General features: G+C 72.8%; 20 protein-coding genes and 2 pseudogenes. 9 read left to right on the top strand and 13 right to left on the bottom strand.

Annotated features, from left to right (window positions below; genetic code table 11):
* Positions 1-21 precede the first annotated feature (21 nt).
* Both FXF51_RS26770 and FXF51_RS26775 read right to left on the bottom strand, forming a co-directional pair.
* Positions 22-873, bottom strand: a complete 852-nt coding sequence (locus FXF51_RS26770) for an alpha/beta fold hydrolase (RefSeq protein WP_148437414.1) — start codon at positions 871-873, stop codon at positions 22-24.
* A 26-nt stretch (positions 874-899) separates the two neighbouring features.
* Positions 900-1,682 (bottom strand): SDR family oxidoreductase, encoded by a 783-nt coding sequence (locus tag FXF51_RS26775; RefSeq protein ID WP_148437415.1) that lies wholly within the window; start codon positions 1,680-1,682, stop codon positions 900-902.
* Between the two features lie 108 nt (positions 1,683-1,790).
* Between FXF51_RS26775 and FXF51_RS26780 the strand changes: the two genes are divergently transcribed.
* A complete protein-coding gene (locus tag FXF51_RS26780; RefSeq protein WP_148437416.1) occupies positions 1,791-2,387 on the top strand; it encodes a TetR family transcriptional regulator in 597 nt (198 codons plus the stop codon).
* A 93-nt stretch (positions 2,388-2,480) separates the two neighbouring features.
* Positions 2,481-3,119, top strand: a complete 639-nt coding sequence (locus tag FXF51_RS26785) for an NAD(P)-dependent oxidoreductase (protein ID WP_148437417.1) — start codon at positions 2,481-2,483, stop codon at positions 3,117-3,119.
* On the opposite strand, the gene FXF51_RS26790 is transcribed toward FXF51_RS26785, so the two are convergent.
* The 6 genes and pseudogenes from FXF51_RS26790 to FXF51_RS26805 all read right to left on the bottom strand — a co-directional run bounded on the left by FXF51_RS26790 (position 3,095) and on the right by FXF51_RS26805 (position 6,946).
* Complete coding sequence (locus FXF51_RS26790; RefSeq protein ID WP_148437418.1) at positions 3,095-4,006, bottom strand: transposase; 912 nt, start codon at positions 4,004-4,006, stop codon at positions 3,095-3,097. The two genes, FXF51_RS26785 and FXF51_RS26790, sit on opposite strands and share 25 nt — an antisense overlap.
* An 81-nt stretch (positions 4,007-4,087) precedes the next feature.
* Positions 4,088-4,444: a response regulator gene (locus tag FXF51_RS62015; protein ID WP_222871473.1), complete on the bottom strand. Its 357-nt coding sequence runs from the start codon at positions 4,442-4,444 to the stop codon at positions 4,088-4,090.
* A 159-nt stretch (positions 4,445-4,603) separates the two neighbouring features.
* A pseudogene (locus FXF51_RS63820) lies at positions 4,604-4,699 on the bottom strand (hypothetical protein); the annotation flags it as partial.
* A 329-nt stretch (positions 4,700-5,028) separates the two neighbouring features.
* Positions 5,029-5,784, bottom strand: a pseudogene (locus tag FXF51_RS63825) (PAS domain-containing protein); the annotation flags it as partial.
* On the bottom strand, positions 5,784-6,539 hold the full coding sequence (locus tag FXF51_RS26800; protein WP_148437419.1) for a response regulator: 756 nt from the start codon (positions 6,537-6,539) through the stop codon (positions 5,784-5,786). The pseudogene FXF51_RS63825 and the gene FXF51_RS26800, both read right to left, overlap by 1 nt.
* A gap of 59 nt (positions 6,540-6,598) precedes the next feature.
* Positions 6,599-6,946, bottom strand: a complete 348-nt coding sequence (locus FXF51_RS26805; RefSeq protein ID WP_148437420.1) for a hypothetical protein — start codon at positions 6,944-6,946, stop codon at positions 6,599-6,601.
* Between the two features lie 519 nt (positions 6,947-7,465).
* Between FXF51_RS26805 and FXF51_RS26810 the strand changes: the two genes are divergently transcribed.
* From FXF51_RS26810 to FXF51_RS26820, 3 genes are all read left to right on the top strand, one after another.
* Positions 7,466-7,765, top strand: coding sequence for a transposase (locus tag FXF51_RS26810; protein WP_148437421.1), 300 nt, complete (start codon positions 7,466-7,468; stop codon positions 7,763-7,765).
* A gap of 214 nt (positions 7,766-7,979) precedes the next feature.
* Positions 7,980-8,249 (top strand): hypothetical protein, encoded by a 270-nt coding sequence (locus FXF51_RS60985; RefSeq protein WP_187414585.1) that lies wholly within the window; start codon positions 7,980-7,982, stop codon positions 8,247-8,249.
* Between the two features lie 352 nt (positions 8,250-8,601).
* On the top strand, positions 8,602-8,922 hold the full coding sequence (locus FXF51_RS26820) for a hypothetical protein (RefSeq protein WP_148437422.1): 321 nt from the start codon (positions 8,602-8,604) through the stop codon (positions 8,920-8,922).
* Positions 8,923-9,622: 700 nt separating this feature from the next.
* Here FXF51_RS26820 and FXF51_RS26825 read toward each other — a convergent pair.
* From FXF51_RS26825 to FXF51_RS26835, 3 genes are all read right to left on the bottom strand, one after another.
* Complete coding sequence (locus FXF51_RS26825) at positions 9,623-10,429, bottom strand: GAF and ANTAR domain-containing protein (protein ID WP_148437423.1); 807 nt, start codon at positions 10,427-10,429, stop codon at positions 9,623-9,625.
* A gap of 374 nt (positions 10,430-10,803) precedes the next feature.
* Positions 10,804-11,910 carry an SWIM zinc finger family protein gene (locus FXF51_RS26830; protein ID WP_148437424.1) on the bottom strand — a complete coding sequence of 369 codons (1,107 nt, stop codon included), beginning with the start codon at positions 11,908-11,910 and terminating at the stop codon, positions 10,804-10,806.
* 34 nt (positions 11,911-11,944) lie between these two features.
* The gene (locus FXF51_RS26835; RefSeq protein WP_222871475.1) at positions 11,945-14,695 is read right to left on the bottom strand and encodes a DEAD/DEAH box helicase; all 2,751 of its coding nucleotides are present in this window, start codon (positions 14,693-14,695) and stop codon (positions 11,945-11,947) included.
* A 102-nt stretch (positions 14,696-14,797) separates the two neighbouring features.
* Here FXF51_RS26835 and FXF51_RS26840 point away from each other — a divergent pair, with 102 nt between their 5' ends.
* From FXF51_RS26840 to FXF51_RS26850, 3 genes are read left to right on the top strand one after another with little or no spacing between them, the layout of a single operon-like run.
* Positions 14,798-15,415, top strand: coding sequence for a DedA family protein (locus FXF51_RS26840; protein WP_148437425.1), 618 nt, complete (start codon positions 14,798-14,800; stop codon positions 15,413-15,415).
* The gene (locus tag FXF51_RS26845) at positions 15,399-16,502 is read left to right on the top strand and encodes a sensor histidine kinase (protein WP_148437426.1); all 1,104 of its coding nucleotides are present in this window, start codon (positions 15,399-15,401) and stop codon (positions 16,500-16,502) included. The genes FXF51_RS26840 and FXF51_RS26845 overlap by 17 nt, the downstream gene beginning before the upstream one ends.
* Positions 16,493-17,137, top strand: a complete 645-nt coding sequence (locus FXF51_RS26850; protein ID WP_148437427.1) for a response regulator — start codon at positions 16,493-16,495, stop codon at positions 17,135-17,137. The genes FXF51_RS26845 and FXF51_RS26850 overlap by 10 nt, the downstream gene beginning before the upstream one ends.
* Positions 17,138-17,174: 37 nt before the next feature.
* Here FXF51_RS26850 and FXF51_RS26855 read toward each other — a convergent pair whose 3' ends face one another.
* Positions 17,175-17,579 (bottom strand): nuclear transport factor 2 family protein, encoded by a 405-nt coding sequence (locus FXF51_RS26855; RefSeq protein ID WP_148437428.1) that lies wholly within the window; start codon positions 17,577-17,579, stop codon positions 17,175-17,177.
* A 49-nt stretch (positions 17,580-17,628) separates the two neighbouring features.
* Between FXF51_RS26855 and FXF51_RS26860 the strand changes: the two genes are divergently transcribed.
* Complete coding sequence (locus FXF51_RS26860) at positions 17,629-18,243, top strand: TetR/AcrR family transcriptional regulator (protein WP_148437429.1); 615 nt, start codon at positions 17,629-17,631, stop codon at positions 18,241-18,243.
* On the opposite strand, the gene FXF51_RS26865 is transcribed toward FXF51_RS26860, so the two are convergent.
* Positions 18,234-18,965 (bottom strand): GbsR/MarR family transcriptional regulator, encoded by a 732-nt coding sequence (locus tag FXF51_RS26865; RefSeq protein WP_148437430.1) that lies wholly within the window; start codon positions 18,963-18,965, stop codon positions 18,234-18,236. The two genes, FXF51_RS26860 and FXF51_RS26865, sit on opposite strands and share 10 nt — an antisense overlap.
* Positions 18,966-19,073: the final 108 nt, after the last annotated feature.

Consider the following 19,073-nt stretch of genomic DNA (forward strand, 5'->3'; position numbering starts at 1 on the left):
GCGCCGTGCGAGGCCCGGTGTTCAGCGGCGTCGCGAGGCCTGCTCGACGGCGGCGCGGAACAGCTCACGGAACCGGTCCGGGGCTTCCAGCCACGGGTGGTGTCCCGCGTCCGGAATGATCGCGACCTGACAGCCGAGCCGCGCGCCGAGCCGCCGCAGCGCGCCGGCCGGGCGGCTGTCCCCCTCCCCGCCGATGATCACCGCACCGGCCGGCAGCCGCTCGCGAAGCTCGTCCACGTGCGCCTCAAGCGGATCCGCCTTCTCCGACGCCCTGACCTGCGCGTTCATCACGTAGTTGACGGGCCGCAGCGCACGGGCCGCGGCCAGCGCCCACTCCCACGCCCGGTCCCGGTCGGCGTGATCGGTGAACCAGGACAGCGTGAGGTACTCGATCTCCTCGGCCTCGGTACGCGACGCGATCGCGTCCAGCTCGTCGAGCCTGGCCTGCTGCTCGCCGGTGCGCCGGGCGAGCTGGGCCGCCCGGTCGGCCTCCCGCCACGGGTTCAGGAAGGGCCCGGCGAGCTGGATCAGCCCGGCGACCCGCTCGGGGTGGGCCAGCAGGAAGTAGGCGGCCAGATCCGTCCCGTACGAATGCCCCGCCAGGACGGCCCGCTCGTGCCCCCACGCGTCGAGCAGCGACGCGAGGTCCTGGACGTGGCGGGCGACGGTGTGCTCGCCCTCCCAGGCCGACCCGCCCGCGCCGCGCTGGTCGTAGCGGTGGACGAGGCACAGGTCGTCGATGAGGCCGGCGACCGGGGCGAGGTAGTCGGGCAGCCCGGGGCCGCCGTGCAGCAGGACCACGGGCAGCCTGCCGGAGGTGGCGTGGCCCGTGGTCCAGGTGCGCAGCCGCGTGCCGTCAGCCAGTTCGATCATGGGCGTGACTGTAGTCCAGCGGGAGGTCAGACCAGGCTCTGCCCGCCGTCCACCGTCAGCACCGTCCCGGTCATGAAGTTGTTGGCCATGAGGAACAGCGTCGCCGAGGCGGCCTCCTCGGCGGTGGCGAAGCGTCCCAGCAGCGCGTTCTGCCCGGCCGCCGCCATGGCCGAGTCGTCGGCCGCGCCCATGGCGCCGCGCGCCAGCGGCGTGTCCACGACCCCGTACCGGACGGCGTTGACGCGCAGCCGCCGCGGCGCCAGCTCGACCGCCAGCGCCCGGGTGAGTCCCTCGACCGCGCCGATGCTCGCGATGGCAGCGGACGCGCCGGGGATGGGGCGGGTCAGGTAGAGGCCGGAGCTGAAGGTGATCGAGCCGCCGGCGGGCAGGCGGCGGGCGGCGGCCCTGGCGGCGCCGTACGCGCCCCAGATCCGCCCGTCCACGTTGGCGCGCACCTGCTCGGCCGGGGTGTCCAGCAGCGCCCCCGGGCTGAAGCCGCCCGCGGTCACCAGCACGTGGTCGACCTGGCCCGCCTGGTCCAGGACCTGCTCCAGGACGTTCTCGTCGTTTCCGTCGCCGGCGACGCCGGTCACGGAGGCGTCAGGCGTCGTACGGAGCCGGTCCACGGCGGCGGCCAGGCGGGTGGCGTCGCGGCCGACGAGCGTCACCCGGGCGCCGACGGAGGTCAGCAGCGCGCCGGCGGCCAGGCCGATGCCGGAGCTGCCGCCGACGATCACCACGCCACGGCCTCGCAGGGCGGAGGTCAGGGGCGAGGAGACGGGCATCGGGGCAACGGTGGTGGTGGACATGACGACACTCCCTCAGGACGGAAATAAACCATCTGGTTGGTTTACCGATGGGCACCACCATGGCGCACGACCGCCGACTAAGTCAACTGGATGGTTTATTCTGCTTCCATGACGTACGACGCGGAGGCCACCCGGCAGCGGATCTTCGAGGCGGCCACGGCCGAGTTCGCCGAGAACGGGCTGGCCGGTGCCAGGATCGACCGCATCGCCACCGCCGCCCGCGCCAACAAACAGGCCATCTACCTGTACTTCGGCGGCAAGGAGAAGCTCTTCGGCGTGGTCGTGCGGGCCAAGATGGACGAGATCTGCCACACCCTGACCCTCGACCCGCGCACCCTGCCCGAGGCGGTGGGGCAGCTCTACGACTGGTACCACGAGCATCCCGAGCTGATCCGCCTGCTGCTGTGGGAGGCGCTGGAGGCCGGTGGCGACCGGGTCGAGGGCGAGGAGGAACGCCGCGACTCCTACCGTGACCACGTGGCCGGGCTGCAGGCCACCGGCCTGCCGGACCGGGCGACGGCACAGGACTGGCTGTTCACCGTCCTGGGGCTGGTGGCGTGGAACTTCGCGGTGCCGCAGGTGCGGCGGCTCATCCTGGACGAGCCGGACCCCGGGCGCGCGGTCGCCCGCCGCCGCGAGGTGGTGGTGGAGCTGGCGCGCGTGCTGGCCGATCAGGTGCCAAGCGCCGCTTCCCCCCTGCCGTGATGTGAGTAGCGGGGCTCACGGAAGGCAGGCGGAGGGCGGGTGGAGTAGGGTGGTGAGTGAGCACTTACCCACCTGCCTTGGGGATGATCGCCCATGAAGATCACCGTGTTCGGCGCCACCGGCGGCACCGGGCTGGAGCTGCTGCGCCAGGGCCTGGACAGGGGCCACGACGTCACCGCCGTCGTCAGGAACGCCGGCCGCCTGCCCGCCGACCTGCGCGACCGCCTCGACGTCATCGAGGCCGACATCATGAACCCCGCCACCATCGCGCCCGCCGTCAAGGGCCGCGACGCCGTGCTGAGCGCGATGGGCTCGCGCGAGCGCGGCCCCACCACCGTCCAGGCCGGCAGCATCACCGCCATCCTGGCCGCCATGCGGCAGGAAGGGGCCCGGCGGCTGCTCATGGTCAGCGCCGCCGGGCTGGAGGCCGACGCCGGGGACGGCCTGTTCGCCCGGTACGTGCTCAAGCCCCTGATCATCCAGCGCGTGTTCCGGCACTCCTACGCCGATCTGGCCAGGGCGGAGGGGCTGCTGCGCGCCTCCGACGCGGACTGGACGATCGTCCGGCCCGCCCGGCTGACCGACGACGGCCTCACCGGCTCGTATCGGACGGCTCGCGACCTGAGTGTGCGGGGCGGGTTCCGGACGACCCGCGCGGACGTGGCGCACTGCATGCTGGAGCTGATCGGTGATCGCACGTCGGTCGGTCACGTCGTCTCGGTGGCCACCTGAGCTTTGCTGGTTGATCTTGCTTGCGTGGGACGGGGTGGCGTGGGGCTGGGCCGGAGCGTGTTCCTTGAGGGCGTCCCGGTCCTGCATGGCTGGGTTTGGGAACAGCGGCTTGGGTGCCGAGCAGGTGGTGGATGTTGCGAAACCCACGGCGGACCCGTGCGGGAGTGAGTGGCCGGTCCAGGGCGGGTGGCTTGTCCCAGGGGCGGCGTAGGTCCTCGGTCAGGTCGCGGGTTCCCTTGCAGGCCGCCAGGCCAGGCGGCGAAGTTGGTGCGGTCGCCGTGGATCTTCGGATGGACACCCTGCCAGCAGGCGACGTGCACGGTGCCGCACCTGGAAGTGTCGGGCAGGACGAGTTCCTCGTCGGGCTCGGGCTGCGGTTCGTCGATGCACTTGATGCGCTGGCCGAACTTGCCGGGCCGTCCCGGCTTGCCCGGCCGGGTGAGCGGATCGCGGTAGGAGACGTTCTTGACCGGTAAGCGCAGCACGAGATGGGCGGGCAGCCCGGACAGGGCGGTGGCCGGGTAGCCGGCGTCCAGCACTCCGAGGGGGATGGGCAGGTCATCGCCGGCGTGCAGCCGGTTGGTCAGAGTGCGAACTTGGCTGGTGGTGACCGCCAGACGGGTGGCATGGGTGGTGCGGGCCGCGTCCACCGGCGCCGTCCAGGCCGAGCGCGGTTCGCCCAGCGCGGCGACGAACTGATATTCCCAGCCCAGGATGGTCTTGCGGGTGCCGTCACACCGGCAGGCGTCGTGATACACGTGCCCGCGTCCGGGCGAGCACTCGGCGTCGGGACGCGGATACGGCGCGGCATCGATGGCGAACCGCGCCCGGATCCCCGTTGGCAGGCACGCCTCCGCCGTGGCCCGCGCCTGCTCGGCCGGCAGCACTGCCAGCGCGTCGGCCAGCGCCCGCAGGTCGCCGTCGTGATCGGTCCCGCCGGCGGTGTCGCGGACCGGGATGCGGGAGGGTCACGCGGGGCGGGGCGGGGCCTGGGCTGTCCGGGGTGGGCCGATCGGCCAGTCGCTGAGGAGTTTGTCGAGGTGGGCAGGGTCGAGTGGTTTGGCGAGGTGGGCGTCGAATCCGGCGGCGCGGCTGCGTTCGCGGTCGGTGTCTTGGCTGAATCCGGAGACGGCGATCAGGCGGGTGCTGCGGTGGGTCGGGGTGCGGCGCAGCCGGCGGGCGACGGTGTAGCCGTCGGGGTCGTCGCCGAGGGCGAGGTCGCACAGGATCAGATCGAACGGGTGGCAGGCGGCGGCGAGGGCGTCGGTGCCGTTGGTGGCGATGGTGACGGTGTCGCCGCGCTGGCGTAGCAGCACGGCGTACATGGCGGCGAGGTCAGCGTTGTCCTCGACGAGCAAGACCCGCATCGGCGCCCGGGTGGTGGCCGGCGCGGGGCGCCGCTCGGCGCTGTTCGGCGGCGCGTCGGTGAGCGGCAGCCGAACGGTGAACGTGGCGCCAGTGCCGGGACCGTCGCTGTGGGCGGCGGCGGTACCGTGGTGCAGCGCGGCGATGCCGCGGACCACGGCCAGGCCCAGGCCCAGCCCGGCGGGAGCAGTCTGGCCGGATGTGCCGGCCCGCACGAACGGGTCGAACAGGCCGGCCGCCGCATCAGGCGCGAAACCGGGTCCCTCACGCGCAGGAAGGCGTGCCCGGCGTCGGTGGTCACCTCGACGTGGACCGGGAGGTCGGTGGGTGCGTGTTTGCGGGCGTTGTCGAGCAAGTTGCTGATCATTTGGGCGAGGCGGACCGGGTCGCCGTGGACGGTCGCCGGCATGTCGGGCAACGCGAGATGGATCCCGGCGGTGCCAGGGAGGGCGGCTTCGATGTCGCGGACGGTGGCGGCCACGAGCGTGCGCAGATCCAGCGGTCGGCGGGCGACCTGCAGCTGGCCGGTGACGACCCTGGCGGCTTCGAGCAGGTCGTCGGTCATCCGGGTCAGGGCGGTCAGTTGCCGGGCGAGTACGGCGCGGGCCGGATGGTCGGGGACGTCCAGCCCAAGAACGTCGAGGGCGGCGCGGGCCGAGGCGAGGGGATTGCGCAGTTCGTGTGACAGGGTGGCGATGAACCGGTCCTTGGCCTGCTGCTGGGCCCGCAGCGCGTCGCTTGCGGCGGCCAGTTCGGCGTTGACGCGCTGCAGTTCCCGGTTGGCGTCCTGCAGGTGGCGGCCGCGGGTGAACAGGTCGGCCTCCATCTGCTCGACCCGGGTCTGCAGCGCCACGGCGACGCGCCGCTGCTCGTGGCCGCGACGGCGTAGTTCGACCAGGTCGGTGACATCCTGGACCCGGTGGACGATGAACGCCACGCTGCCGTCGTCGGCGAAGACCGGGGTGTTGACCGGGCTCCAGTATCGCTCGACGAACCCGCCCTCGGGGGTACGGATGTCATAGCGCTGCAGGGCGAGGGCGTCGGGCCGGCCGGAATCCACCACCGTCTGCAGGGATCGGCGCAGGTTGCGCACGCCGTCGGCGTCCGGGTCGTCAGGGTTGTCGGGGAACACCTCGAACATCGGCCGGCCGGCCACCGCCTCCCGGTCGATCATGGTGGCGTCGGCGTAGGCCTGATTGATGGTGACGATGGTGAAGTCCGCCGTCATGATCAGGTATGGCGACGGGAGCGCCTCGAACAGCCGTTCGTAGTCCAACGCCCGTGCGCTGGGGGAGGCCATCACGGGTCCAGCCGGTAACCGATGCCGCGCACGGTGGTGATCCGCGGGCTGGTCGCGTCGGCCGCGGCGAGTTTGCGGCGCAGCCGGTACACATGCTCGACCACGGACGAGCCGTCCTGCCGGTCCGGGTCGGCGCCCCACACCGCGCTCAGCAGCTGACCGGTGGTGAACACCTGCCGGGGCTGGGCGATCAGCAGCGCCAGCAACCCGTACTCCAGCGGCGTCAACGCCATCGGCACACCGTCCACGCTGACCTCTCGTGACCGGGTGTCGACGGCCAGCCCGCCCACGCGATGCACCGCGTCGGCATCCGGGGGATGCGCGCGCCGCAGCACCGCCCGGATCCGGGCAGCCAGCTCCGGCAGGGAGAACGGCTTGACGACATAGTCGTCGGCGCCGAGCTCCAACCCGACGACGCGTTCACGCTCCTCGACCCAGCCGGTCAAGATGATCACCGGCAGGTGACGGCCGGCGCGCACCCCGCGCAGGAAGTCCAGGCCGTTGCCGTCGGGGAGGCCGAGATCCAGCACGAGCAGGTCAACGGGGTGGGTGCGCAGCAACGCCGCCGCACCGCGGGTGTCGCCGGCGGTGCACATCCGGAATCCGTCGCGGGTGAGGTACGCGGTGGCCATCTCGACCAGGTCCGCCTCGTCATCCACCAGAGCGATCACCGGCCGCGTCACTGCCGGGCGCAGCGGCTCGCGCGCTGGCGAGTCGTTGACCGGCCGGTCATCCCGCGTCGATGCGGCACCCATGCGGCGAGGGTAACACCGAAGACGTCACGCCTGCCGCCGCACCTGGAGCCTCCATGCCGTCACCAGATGATCCCGCCGGTTCGCGCACCGCGCGAAGCATCGACGGGGCCGGCACCCCGCGGCAGCATCGGGCACCGCGAGCGAGCGAACGCGACATCGCCGCCACGGCGCGAGCGGAACACCTGTGTCGTCCATCCGAGCGCGCCGGCCAGGTCATCGAGCGTGCCAAGCAGCTCATCGAGCGTGCCAAGCAGGTCATGGAGCGTGCCGACCAGCGCCTCGAGCGTAGCGACCAGCTCCTCATGCGTGCCAACCAGCTTCTCTCCGCATCCAGCGACCGCCGGTCGCCACGCCCAGCGCCGGCGCCGATCGGCACCGGCGAGGTGGCCGGCCCCACAGCCGGCCACGGCAGAGAAGGGACAGGGGGTGACGGGAACGCCGACGTCAGCCAGAGAGTCAAGCCATTTCCGCAGACATGGGTGGACGGTGCGATAGGGCGGCGGTGAACCACCGAAGGACGGCCTCCGGTACTGGAGCGAAATCCGGCGTTGACGATGTTGGGAAGCCCGCCACGACGGGGCTTCGCTGACCTGGGAGAACCCCGCTAACGCCGGACTCCGTTCCAAATCTCTCTGACCCCCGAGCCTGCGATGGCCGCCTCCACGCCTGGACGGGGGCAGCAAGGCAGGCTGCCGACGAACGTGTGCGGTGAGCGAGTCCGGATGGCGCTGAAGGAAGTCGCCGCGCGCGAGCAGTTCGCCGCCGCGCTGACTTGGATCAGCCGACTGCTGGACGGCACGATCACTCCGCACGCCATGAAGTACCCCGACGACAAGTAGGCCCGCTTCGTCCTGGCCCAGGCCACCGGCTTGCAGTCCACGCTGGACATGCTGACCAACGGTCATGCGCCGGTCGGAGGCTGAGCGATGCGCCCGTGCCGCCATCCCTCCGACACCAGCGCCGCCCAGTGGGCTCTGCTGGAGCGGCTTCTGCCGGTCCCCGCCTGCCAGACGCCCACCGGCGGCCGGCCGGGAAAGCACGATCGCCGCGATGTGGTGGATGCGATTCGCTATCTGGTGGCCAACGGCTGCGCCTGGCGCGCGATCCGGCTGCGCAGGGGCCGCTGTCCTGGTGCCGTCACCCTGATCGTCGATCCTCAGTCGGTGAAGGGGGCGGAAACGGTCAGTGAGGCCACACGAGACCTTGACCCGCCGCAACATCCGTGACCATGAAGCGAGATCGTGATCACTTGGTCGGCGATCATTCAGATGACGCGCCGGCTCAGAGGCACCACTGCCCCCGCCAGCAGGCCGCGGAGGGCGGCCCCGTAGGTACTGCTCCGGCACCTGCCGATGGGCCTCGGCCGCACCCGCGCCCGGCGCCTCCTCACCCAGCGCCGCCAACGCCAGGACGACACCCGCAGGCAGCGCAACCATCTCCGTGACCAGGCCGAACACCTCGGTCAGGCAGCCGGGAAGCGGGGCCCTAGACCTGCACGCCGAAGCTCTCGCCCCGCCCACCCAGCAGAGCGGCTGGCAACCGGGGCCGATCGCCGGCTGCACCGCCGCCGCGCTGCCCCCGCTCGCCCGGGCCCGCGCCGTCCTGGCCTCGGCCGTCGCCGCCGATCGAGCCACCGGCGCCACCTGGGACGAGATCGCCGCCGTGCTCGATGTCAGCGCCGACACCGTCGCCCGCCACTACCGCACCTGATCAGGAATGGGTTCCAGCCGGTCAGTGCGCTACCGCTCCGGTGCGACCGGTGAGACCATCGAACCACCCCACTCGAAGGGGGAACTTCGATGGTGATCCGTGGCCGGGTCGAGTCGTTCGCGGTGATTCGGTGCGATGCTCGCACAGGCATGCCGGGACAGGCGCTGGTCTTCACATACTCCGGCCGACCCGGGCCAGGCTCCCTCCGGGCTCCTCGGCAACGCCTGGTCCCGCCACGGGGAGGAACGGGTCGATGCAGCGTCCGCATGGGGCGAGGGGGAACGGACCGCGGACGGACGGCGGCGATCGTCGCGGCGTCGAGGCAGAGCATCGGCATTCCGGGGAGATCCTGATGAAGAATGAACAGTTTCTTCGTCACCCCGACCTGCTCGCGATGTCGATCGCCTGCTGGCGCGAGCAGAACGGGGAACTGCGGCGACGGCTCGGCCAGAGGCGGCTCGAGGCCGCGGTCCTGGCCGAGACCATGCGTGAACTCCGCGATGAGATACGGGAGCTGCAGGAGCGGCTGCGCCGAAGTCAGGACCACTCCGCTCGCATCAACCCCAACAGCCATGCCGGGGGAAAACGCCCGTTGGGGCGCGTTCTGGCCGATGGTGATCGGCCGATCGATCGCGGCGGTCCGCGAGTGGTGGCGGGGCCCGGGCCGGGGTGAGGCGTCCGGGGGCCGGTGGAGCCTTGCCGGGCGGAGATCGGCTGGCCGGCGATCGAGCCGATCAGCTCGGCGGCGGCCTGGGCCAGGTCACAGCCCTGCCAGTGCGCCCGGACATGCAGAAAGCTCGGCGCCGGCCCGCACGGCCGGCCCGCCGGCGCCTGCCGATGCCGGGCCGGGCGGCGGCGCATCGCCGGTAGTGGGGCCGCTCGTGAGGTCGGCAGTGACGGAGCGCAGGCGGACGGCCGTCCGCAGCGCCTGACGCTTCAACGGAGAGCCGCTGTCACGAGCGGCCGGCGCGGCCAGTAGCGCCGCGGCTGTCCGGATCTCGTGGTCGTTCAGCAAACGAGTCTGCTACCAGTGGTTCACTCAAGGTCAGGAATCAGCCGGCCACCCTGCTGTCACACATCCCTCTCCCCCCACGCATCGCCCGCCTGGCCCGGGGCGCCGGGCCACCGGCGCGCCGTCTCGGTCTGGATCTCCGTCAGCCGCCGGTGGGCGCGTTGCTCGCGGGCTCGCGCCGCATCCAGCCGCTCCAGCGCTGCGGCCAGCCGCTCCGCCGCACGGGCGGCCCGCTCGCGCGCTCGTGCCAGCCTGTCCTCATCCTCCGCGGCGGTGCCGTCCCCTGCCGCGGTGCCGGTGCTTGGCGTGCCCTCTCCGTTCCCGGTGGCCGGTCCGGCGGGACGGGTCAGGGCGGGACGGGTCAGAGCGGATCGGCGAAAGGGGGCGGTCCCGGGCCTTGGCCGGTGAAGGAGACGATGATGTCGGCGGCGACCTCAGCCGGCGAGCGGTTGCGGGTCTGGCCGGCGCGCCGGATGAGGGTGAACGCCTGATCGGCGGTGCACCGGCGCTGGCCCATCAAGATGCCGATGGCCTGATCGATGAGTGCGCGGTGGGCGAGCGCCTCGCGGAGCTGGCCGGTGATCTCCACGTGCCGGGCGGCCTGCACGACGGCGTGCAGCAGCAGCTCGGTGTGCTCGGCCGCGCGGGCGATCGCCGCGCGGGCGGCCGGGCCGAAGGCGGTCTCGGCCGTGGTGGGGGCGTACATGTTCAACGCGCCGATCACCACTTCGCCGGCCCACAGCGGGTGGGAGTAGATGCTGCGCAGCCCATGGGCCAGCAGAAGTGCGGAGTACTCGCCCCAGCGGTGTTCGGTGGCCAGATCATCCACCCGGACCACCAGGCCGGTGTCGATGGCCTCCAGGCACGGCCCGCCGTCGCTGCCGTTGTCGTACTGGATCTCGTCGATCAGCAGTGCGTCGGCCTCGGAGGAGGCGATCGTGCGCACCCGGCCGCCCAGCCGCAGCGTCACCCCGGCCATCGGCGAGCCGGGGGTGATGCGCGAGGCGGCCGTGGCCAGCTCGTTCAGGGCCGCCTCGATACCGCTGGTGGCCAGCAGCGCCGCGGTGAGCTCGTGCAGGAAGGCGTCATCCAGCCCGCCACCGCCGCCGTCGGTGCTGCCGGTCTGGGCAGGGGCGTCCCTCGGGACAGGGTCGTCGGTCGGGCCCATGCGGGGCCTCCTCAAACCCGGAGCAGAGCCAGGCTCCCGCCCGGGATCGGAGTCTGGCGCCGTCGTGACGGCGCCCGGTCCGCATCCGGGGCCGCCTGCGAGAAGGGCTTCTCTGTGCGGCCCGGCGACGCGTCCCCTTCCAGGCGCATCACCCGAAGGATCCGGCGGGGTTCGGTTTCCCGGCCAGAGCCGTCCCAAATGGTGAAACAGCCGGTCACCCCCGGCCTATGCCCGTGACTGTACGCCGGGATGGCCAGCCCCGATAGCCCACGCCGCGACCGATGACCAGCCCGCCATCGCCGCCGCGGACCTGCGCACACCGAAGCGAGATCAAACGTTCGACAACACCCTCTGACCGCCCATGGGCGGCCTGGTCAGCCGAGCAATGCCGCAGGGTCGCGTTCCGGCGGTCCCGCCGGCCACCAATCCTCCTCGCGCCGCGTGAACGGGTACCACCGCCCGTCACGTCCGTAGCGCAACTGCACGGCGCCGATCGTCCAGCGGTTGCGCCAAGCCTCCACCTCCGGCGGCCGCTCGCCCTCCCACCCCGCTTCCAGCAGCGCCTGCGCCCTGGCCAGCTCCCGCCGGGGCGGCGTCCACGAGCCGTCCAGGACGTCCAGACCGTCGGCGCCGCCGTAGCGCCAGGCCTGCACGGCGGCGTCGAGCCCGAGGTCGAGGTCATGCTCGGCGGCCAGCCGGACGCGGTCCTGGTACTCGCCCAGCTCGGGCAGCCGCCCGCGCCGCAGCAGCTCGCGGGCCCGCCCGGACGCCGAGGCGGCCAGCACACCCAGCGCGGCCACGTCCACGCCGGGCGCGGGCGCCAGCGCGGGCGGGGTGTAGACGACGTCGTACGGCGGCGGCTCCGGCAGCGGCGGCACCCCCACCGCGTACGCCTCGGCGACCGGCACCCCGGACGGCTCCCGCACGGGCTCCTCGCGCTCCTGCAACGCCTCGATGAGGTCGCGCTCGCCGCGCCCGCGCAACAGCAGCAGCACGAACGGGTCGGCGTCCAGCAGCCACGACGCCTGGTAGCACAGGGCGGCGGCGTGCTTGCACGGGTGTCCCCAGTCGGGGCAGGAGCATTCGGGCTCCAGGTCGCCGACGGCCGGCAGCAGCGGCACGGCGGCGTCCTCGGCGGCGTCCACCAGGTCGTGCGGCATGTCGCGGTCGAGCAGCGCGGCGATGTGCCCGGCCTTGGCGGCGACCTGGTCGAGGAAGCGCTGCCAGGCGGCGTCGGTGAGCTGCTCGACGCGGACGACGACGTCGTACTCGCTCTCGGCGACGGCGGCGATCCTGCCGGGGCTGACGGTGATGGGGCCGAGCAGGCCCTGCTTGGCGTAGGCGCGGCCCTTGCGCAGCAGGCCGTGGTCCAGGGAGGTGTCCTCCATGGCCTGGATCCAGGCGCGTCCCCACCAGGAGGTGGCGAAGCGGGCGCCGGCGCTCTGCGGGGGGAACGCGGCGAATCCGCGGGCGTCGGTCATCTCAGCTCCACGAGGGCGGCGAGGGCGGCGGTGGTCATCTCAGCTCCACGAGGGCGGCGAGCTCGGCGTCGGTCAGCTCGGTGAAGGCGGCCTCGCCGGAGGCCAGCACGGCGTCGGCGAGCGAGCGCTTGGCGGTGAGCATGCGGGCGATGCGGTCCTCGATCGTGCCTTCGGTGATGAGGCGGTGCACCTGGACGGGCCTGGTCTGGCCGATGCGGTAGGCCCGGTCGGTGGCCTGGTCCTCGACGGCCGGGTTCCACCAGCGGTCGTAGTGGATGACGTGGTCGGCGCGGGTCAGGTTCAGCCCGGTTCCCGCGGCCTTGAGCGACAGCAGGAACACGGGGGCGCTGCCGTCCTGGAAGCGCTGGACCATCTCCTCGCGGCGGGCGACGGGGGTGCCGCCGTGCAGGAGCTGGGTGGGCACCCCGCGGCCGGACAGGTGGCGTTCCAGCAGCCAGGCCATGGCGACGTACTGGGTGAAGACCAGCACGGCGCCGTCCTCGGCGACGATGGTGTCGACGAGTTCGTCGAGCAGCTCCAGCTTGCCGGAGCGTCCGGTCAGGCGCGGGCCGGTCTCGTGCAGGTAGTGCGCGGGATGGTTGCAGATCTGCTTGAGCCCGGTGAGCAGCTTGACGACGAGGCCGCGCCTGGCCATGCCCTGCGCGCCGGCGATCTGGGTCATGATCTCGCGGACGACCGCCTCGTACAGGCCGGCCTGTTCGGTGGTGAGCGGCACGGGCCGGTCGGTCTCGGTCTTGGGCGGCAGTTCGGGCGCGATGCCGGGATCGCTCTTGCGGCGGCGCAGCAGGAACGGGCCGACGAGGCGGGACAGCCGCCCGGCCGTCTCGGTGTCGCCGGACTCGACGGGTTTGGCCCATCGGGCCCTGAACCTGCCGAGCGGGCCGAGCAGCCCGGGTGTGGTCCAGTCGAGGATGGCCCACAGCTCCGACAGGTTGTTCTCGACGGGGGTGCCGGTGAGGGCGACGCGGGCGGCGGCGGGGATCTCGCGCAGCGCCTTGGCGGTTCCGGAAGCCGGGTTCTTGACGTGCTGGGCCTCGTCGGCGACGAGCAGCCCCCAGCGGTGTGCGGCCAGCAGGGACGCGTCCAGGCGCATGGTGGCGTACGTGGTCAGCACGAAGCCTTCCCCGGCCCAATCGCCGGGCAGGGCCCGGTTGCCGCCGTGGTAGCGGCGGACGGGCACGCCAGGCGCGAACCTGGTGATCTCTCGCTCCCAGTTGCCCAGCAGCGAGGCGGGGCAGACGACGAGCGTGGGCCCCGCCCCTTCGGCGGCGCGGTGCAGGTGCAGCGCGATGAGCGTGATCGTCTTGCCCAGTCCCATGTCGTCGGCCAGGCAGGCGCCGAGGCCGAGGGAGGTCATCCTGGCCAGCCAGCGCAGCCCGGCGAGCTGGTAGTCGCGCAGCGTGGCGGCCAGCCCGCCGGGCGGATCGGCGGCGGCGGGCTCGGCCAGGCGCTCGCGCAGCTCCTCCAGCCAGGCGGTGGGCTCGACGGGCACCTGCTCGCCCTCCACCTCGACCGTGCCGGTCAGGGCGGCGCCGAGCGCCTCGATGCCCGTCAGGGGCTTCAGGTCGCGCTGGCGGGCCTTGCGGGCCAGGTCGGGGTCGATGAGCACCCACTGGTCGCGCAGCCGCACGACGGGGCGGTGGGCTTCGGCGAGGCGGTCCATCTCCTCGGCGGTCAGGCGGCGTCCGCCGAGGGCGAGCTGCCAGTCGAAGCTGGTCAGGTGGTGGCCGCCGAGGAAGGACGGCATGTCGGAGGGGGCCGGGTCGCGGTCGCCGATGACGGCGCGGGCGCTGAGGCCGCGTACCAGGGACTTGGGCCAGTGCACGTCCACGCCGGCGGCGGCCAGCCGGTCGGCGGCTCCGGCCAGGAGGTCCTCGACGTCGCCGTCGGAGAGGGTGAGCTCGTCGGGGACGGCGCTGTCCAGCAGGCGCTCCAGGCGGGGCCAGGCGCGGGCGGCGCGGCGGACGGCGAGGGTCGCCTCGATCCTGGCGCGGGCGCCGAAGCCGGGGTCGCGGCCCTGCCACAGGTCGGCGGCGTCCACGATGAGGGACGGGTCGGCCAGGCTGTGAAGCTGGACGACGGCGCGGAACTCGGCGGCGGCCGGGTCGTCGGCCTCGACGCGCAGCGACAGCCGCACGCCCGCGTCCAGCCCCGCCGAGACCTCCTCCGACCAGCGGCGCAGGTGGGGGACCTTGACGGGCTTGGCGGCGGCGAAGGCGGTGGTGCCGGTGGCGCGGACGGCGCCGGGTGAGCGGGGCATGGCGTCGGCGACCGCGTCCAGGAAGGCGCGCACGAGCGGCTCGGCGTCCGGCAACAGCGGCTCCGCACCGAGAGAGCCGCCGCAGGGGTCGAGGGGGATGGCGCGGGCGGCGGCGGGCATGGCGGCCGCCAGCTCCCGCACCCGCCGCAGATCGTCGGCGTCCAGCGGCCCGGCCCGCCACGAATCGTGCTCCCCGGCCGTCACGCCGGGCAGGATGCGCCCCCGGGTGACGAGTTGCAGCGCCACGAGCGCGGCGGCGCCCCAGAAGCGGGCGGCGGGGTGGGCGTCCGGGGCCGTGCGGGCCCTGGCCAGCGCCGCGACGGCCTCCGCGACGGGCACGAGGGTGGCGGCGGCGGGTCTGGTGGTGACCTGGCCGTCGTGTTCCTCGGCCAGGGTGACCTGCCCGTTTCCGCCGGGGTCGAGGAAGGCGACGTGGCCGGATCTGGGCGGGTCGCCGGGTTGGAAGACTGCCGGGTGCCGGGCCAGATCCGTCGAAGAGGTCACGGCCGTACATCGTACGGTACAACGGGGGTGTGGTTTACCTCAGTAGAGATCGGGCAGCCTCTTCATTCCGCGTTTATCCGGATCTTCCATAGCCTTGATCTCATGACTGACTGGCTGATCGGACTGATGGAGAGCCTTGGTGCCGTAGGGGCGGGCCTGGCCATCGCACTCGAAAACCTGTTCCCGCCCCTACCCAGCGAGGTGATCCTGCCGCTGGCCGGTTTCACGGCGAGCAGAGGCAACATGGACCTGCTCGACGTCCTGGTGTGCACGACGCTCGGATCGGTGATCGGCGCGCTGGCCTTGTACGCCGTCGGGGCGATGCTCGGCCGCGAACGCACGCTGGCCATCGCGAGCAAGCTCCCGCTGATCAAGATCAGCGACATCGAGAAGACCGAGGCGTTCTTCCAGCGCCACGGCCGCAAGACCGTGTTCTTCGGCAGGATGATCCCCATCTTCCGCAGCCTCATCTCCATCCCGGCCGGCGTGGAGCGCATGCCGCTGCCCATATTCACGCTGCTCACGACGGCCGGCAGCCTCATCTGGAACACCGTCTTCGTGATGGCCGGCTACCTGCTGGGCGACCAGTGGCACCTGGTGGAGACCTACGCGGGGATCGGCAGCAAGGTCGTGCTCGGCCTGGTCGCCCTCGCCGTCGTGATCTTCATCGTGATCCGGCTGACCGAGCGCCGCAAGGGGAGGCATGCGAGCCGTCGCTGAGGGGCTGCGCCTGGGTGGCGCGGTGCTCCTCGGCGCCGTCACAGCGCTGGCCGAGCTGGCGTTCCTGGTGATCACGCTGCCGTTCCTGGGCAACCCCAACGTGTGGGCCGCCGCGCGGCGGCTGGCCAGGATGGAGGCCCGCCGCCTGCGCCTGGACCTGACGGCGCTGGACGCGCTGACGGACGGGCGCGGCAAGCGTGCGGCCGGGTACCTGGCCGCGCGGGTGCCGGTCGGGGTGCTGGGCGGCCTGGTGATCCTGCTGCTGGTGTTCGGGATCTCGGTCGGCGTGCAGATCACGGTCGCCTGGGCGCACGGCGAGCCGTTCGATGACATGCTGCCGTCGGTGCCGCTGGTGACCTACTTCGGCGTCGCCGGGTTCGTGGGACTGTTCCTGGTGCTGTCGGGCTTGGCCGGCGTGTACGCGCTGGAGTCCGTGCTGGCCAGGCGGATGCTCGGGCCCGACCCCACCGAGGTGCTGCGGCGCCGGATCGCCGAGCTGGCCGAGAGCCGGGCCGGCATCGTGGCGGCGGTCGACTCCGAGCGGCGCAGGATCGAGCGCGACCTGCACGACGGCCTGCAGCAGCGGCTGGTGGCGCTGTCGATGCTGATCGGCCGCTCCCTGCGCGGCCGGGCCGAGCTGATGGAGCAGGCGCACCGGGAGGCGCAGCAGGCCCTGGCCGAGCTGCGCGAGGTGGCCTGGCGGGTCTACCCGAGCGGGCTGGACTCGTTAGGGCTGGGTGAGGCGCTGGCGGGGGTGGCGGAACGCTCCAGCGTCCCGGTCAAGGTAGATTGCCGCCTGGAGCGGCGGCCCCCGATGGCGGTGGAGACGGCGGCGTACTTCGTGGTCTGCGAGGCCGTGACGAACGCGGCCAAGCACGCCGCCGCCACGCTCATCACGGTCGAGGTGCGAGAAGAGGAGACAGCGGTGGTCGTACGGGTGACCGACGACGGCTCGGGCGGCGCGCGGCCGGCCGGGAGCGGCCTGTCGGGGCTGGCCCGGCGGGTGGCGGCGCTCGACGGCCGGTTCGAGGTGACCAGCCCGGCGGGCGGGCCCACGACGATCACGGCGGTGCTGCCGTGCGAGTGATCCTCGCCGAGGACTCCACGCTGCTGCGCGAGGGCCTGGTCCGGCTGCTGCTGGAGGAGGGCCACGAGGTGCCCGCCGCCGTCAGCGACGGCCAGGCGCTGGTGGCGGCCGTGGACGAGCACCGTCCCGACATCGTCGTGGCCGACGTGCGGATGCCTCCTACCCACACCGACGAGGGGCTGCGGGCGGCGCTGGAGATCCGGCGCCGCTGGCCCGAGATCAAGGTGCTGGTCCTGTCGCAGTACGTGGAGAAGCGCTACGCCACCGAGCTGATGAGCTCCGACGTGGACGGCGTCGGCTACCTGCTCAAGGACCGCGTCGGCCAGGTCGGCGACTTCCTCGACGCGCTGGAGCGGGTCGGCGCGGGCGGCGCGGCGTTCGACCCCGAGGTGGTGCGGCAGCTCCTGGCCCGCACCACCCAGGTGGACCCGCTGGCCCGGCTGACGGCCCGCGAGCGCGAGGTGCTGGAACGGATGGCGCAGGGGCTGACCAACGCCTCCATCGCCCAGGAGCTGCACGTGTCGCAGAGCGCGGTGGAGAAGCACGTCAATTCGCTGTTCGACAGGCTGAACCTGTCGCACACCAGCGGTTACAGCCGTCGCGTGCTCGCGGTGCTGCACTTCCTGGAGTCGTGAGCGGCCGGGAGCCTGTGCCGCGCGGCCCGGCGGCGGGTCAGGCGCCGAGCGCGGACAGGACGCGGCCCAGGTCCCAGTAGGCGCGCAGCGAGGAGATCCGCCCGCCTTCGATCCGGTAGACGAAGACGCCGTCGTAGCGAGCGCGGGCGCCGGTGGGGAAGCGGACGGAGACCGAGGCGACGACCGCTGCCTCGTCGCCGGCGGGGTGCACCGCGGCGACCTCGAAACGCACGTCGTTGGGGGCGACGGTGAGCTCCCAGAACCGTTCGAGTGCGGCCCTGCCGCGCAGACCGGCGCCGTGGGGATCCAGCGGGGAGCCGCCGACCGGGTCGTGGAGCACGGCGTCCGGTGTGTAGCAGGCGAGCCAGGCGTCCCGGTCGCCGGCGCTGACCGCGCCCATCGCGGTGAGGGCGGCGACGGCCGCCGGGTGGGTGGTGTCCATCGAGTGCCTCCATGCTTGACATGTGTCAAGCTAGGGCTACGCTTGACACGTGTCAAGCACGCGATCGCGCATCCTGGAGACCGCCCGGCGGCTCATCACCGAGCAGGGCCCGCGGGTCTCGATGGCCGACGTGGCCCGCGCGGCAGGCATTTCCCGGCAGGCGCTCTACCTCCATTTCGGCTCGCGGGCCAGCCTGCTGGTGGCCGTCGTGCGGGACATGGACGAGCAGGACGGGATCCGCGCGCGCTGCGAGAAGGCGCTGACCGGGGAGGAACCCGCCGAGGCGTTCACCGCCTTCCTGCGCGTCTGGCTGCGCTACGCGGCGACGATCCATCCGGTGGCCTCGGTGCTGCTGGCCTCCCGCCGTGACGACCCCGACGCCGCCGCGGCCTGGAGCGACCGGATGGGCGAACTGCACGCGGGATTCCTCGCCGCCGTCCGCCGCCTGGCGTCCGCCGGACGGCTGCGGCCCGGCCTGGACGTGGACGTCGCCGCCGACCTGGCCTGGGCGATGACCTCGGTCTCCGTCTGGGAGCAACTGACGGCCGACCGGGGCAGGCGTGCGGGCGAGGTCGAGGAGCACCTGATCGGCGCCGTGACCGCCGCCCTCACCTGCGACCCGCCGCCGGCGGACCGGGCCCCTGCTCGCGATTCTCAGCGCTGAGCCGTCCGCCTCGACATGAAGTCCTGCCGCCACTCCTCGGCGGCGTGGATCAAGTTCCGGCTGACGTGCTCCAGGAACTGGCTCATGTCCCGCAGTCGCGCGCCGGCGGGAGTGGTGGAGATGAGGATTTCGGCTCCGTCACGGGCGAGATCGGCCATCAGGGCGTTCTGCCGGGCGCTGACCAGCCAGGCCCGGTACCAGACGTCGGGGTCGATGACGTACCGGTCGCGCCGCCGGCGGGGGTCGCGTTCGCGCCGGATCAGTTCGTGCTGCTCCAGTTCGCCGACGGCCTTGGAGATGGACGCCGGGCTGACCTGAAGACGCTGGACGAGTTCGGCGGCGGTGAGGCTCCCGCTGTCGACGGTGCACAGGCAGGCGAGCACCCGGGCGGTCATCCGGGGCAGCCCCGTCATGGTCATCACCGTGGCGAATCGTTCCTCCAGGGCGTGCACCGCTTGAGGGTCCCGCCCGGGTGAGCCGGTGGCCGCCGGTGGCGCCGGGGCCGGGGCGGGGGTCTGCTTGCGGCGGCGAGCCCGGCCCTCGGTCGCCTGATGTGCCCGGTCGGCCTGGTAGCCGTCGGCTCCGCCGTTGCGGGCCACCTCACGGGTGACGGTGGAGATCGGCCGTCGCAGGTCCCCGGCGATCTCGGTGTAGGTACGTCCTTCGGCCAGCCCCGCGGCGATGTGCCGGCGGTCCTGGTGCGTCAGTCTGCCTCCCGGCATCGGGCGTGCCTCCTCGTCGCTGCGCTCCGCGGACAGTATTGCGTTCGTCGACACCCCATTGCAAGTACGGCTATTCGACTTGCGTTTGATCTCATACTCATTGCAAAT

The sequence above is a fragment of the Nonomuraea sp. PA05 genome, from assembly GCF_008086045.1.
GTDB classification, from domain to species: domain Bacteria; phylum Actinomycetota; class Actinomycetes; order Streptosporangiales; family Streptosporangiaceae; genus Nonomuraea; species Nonomuraea monospora.

Excerpts from the sequence above, each read along its gene's own strand:
- FXF51_RS26800 (WP_148437419.1), bottom strand. The coding sequence starts at position 6,539 with ATGGGTGCCGCATCGACGCGGGATGACCGGCCGGTCAACGACTCGCCA.
- FXF51_RS26810 (WP_148437421.1), top strand. The coding sequence starts at position 7,466 with ATGCGCCCGTGCCGCCATCCCTCCGACACCAGCGCCGCCCAGTGGGCT.
- FXF51_RS26830 (WP_148437424.1), bottom strand. The coding sequence starts at position 11,910 with ATGACCGACGCCCGCGGATTCGCCGCGTTCCCCCCGCAGAGCGCCGGC.
- FXF51_RS26840 (WP_148437425.1), top strand. The coding sequence starts at position 14,798 with ATGACTGACTGGCTGATCGGACTGATGGAGAGCCTTGGTGCCGTAGGG.
- FXF51_RS26770 (WP_148437414.1), bottom strand. The coding sequence starts at position 873 with ATGATCGAACTGGCTGACGGCACGCGGCTGCGCACCTGGACCACGGGC.
- FXF51_RS26785 (WP_148437417.1), top strand. The coding sequence starts at position 2,481 with ATGAAGATCACCGTGTTCGGCGCCACCGGCGGCACCGGGCTGGAGCTG.
- FXF51_RS26845 (WP_148437426.1), top strand. The coding sequence starts at position 15,399 with ATGCGAGCCGTCGCTGAGGGGCTGCGCCTGGGTGGCGCGGTGCTCCTC.
- FXF51_RS26855 (WP_148437428.1), bottom strand. The coding sequence starts at position 17,579 with ATGGACACCACCCACCCGGCGGCCGTCGCCGCCCTCACCGCGATGGGC.
- FXF51_RS26825 (WP_148437423.1), bottom strand. The coding sequence starts at position 10,429 with ATGGGCCCGACCGACGACCCTGTCCCGAGGGACGCCCCTGCCCAGACC.
- FXF51_RS62015 (WP_222871473.1), bottom strand. The coding sequence starts at position 4,444 with ATGTACGCCGTGCTGCTACGCCAGCGCGGCGACACCGTCACCATCGCC.
- FXF51_RS26780 (WP_148437416.1), top strand. The coding sequence starts at position 1,791 with ATGACGTACGACGCGGAGGCCACCCGGCAGCGGATCTTCGAGGCGGCC.
- FXF51_RS26820 (WP_148437422.1), top strand. The coding sequence starts at position 8,602 with ATGAAGAATGAACAGTTTCTTCGTCACCCCGACCTGCTCGCGATGTCG.
- FXF51_RS26865 (WP_148437430.1), bottom strand. The coding sequence starts at position 18,965 with ATGCCGGGAGGCAGACTGACGCACCAGGACCGCCGGCACATCGCCGCG.
- FXF51_RS26775 (WP_148437415.1), bottom strand. The coding sequence starts at position 1,682 with ATGTCCACCACCACCGTTGCCCCGATGCCCGTCTCCTCGCCCCTGACC.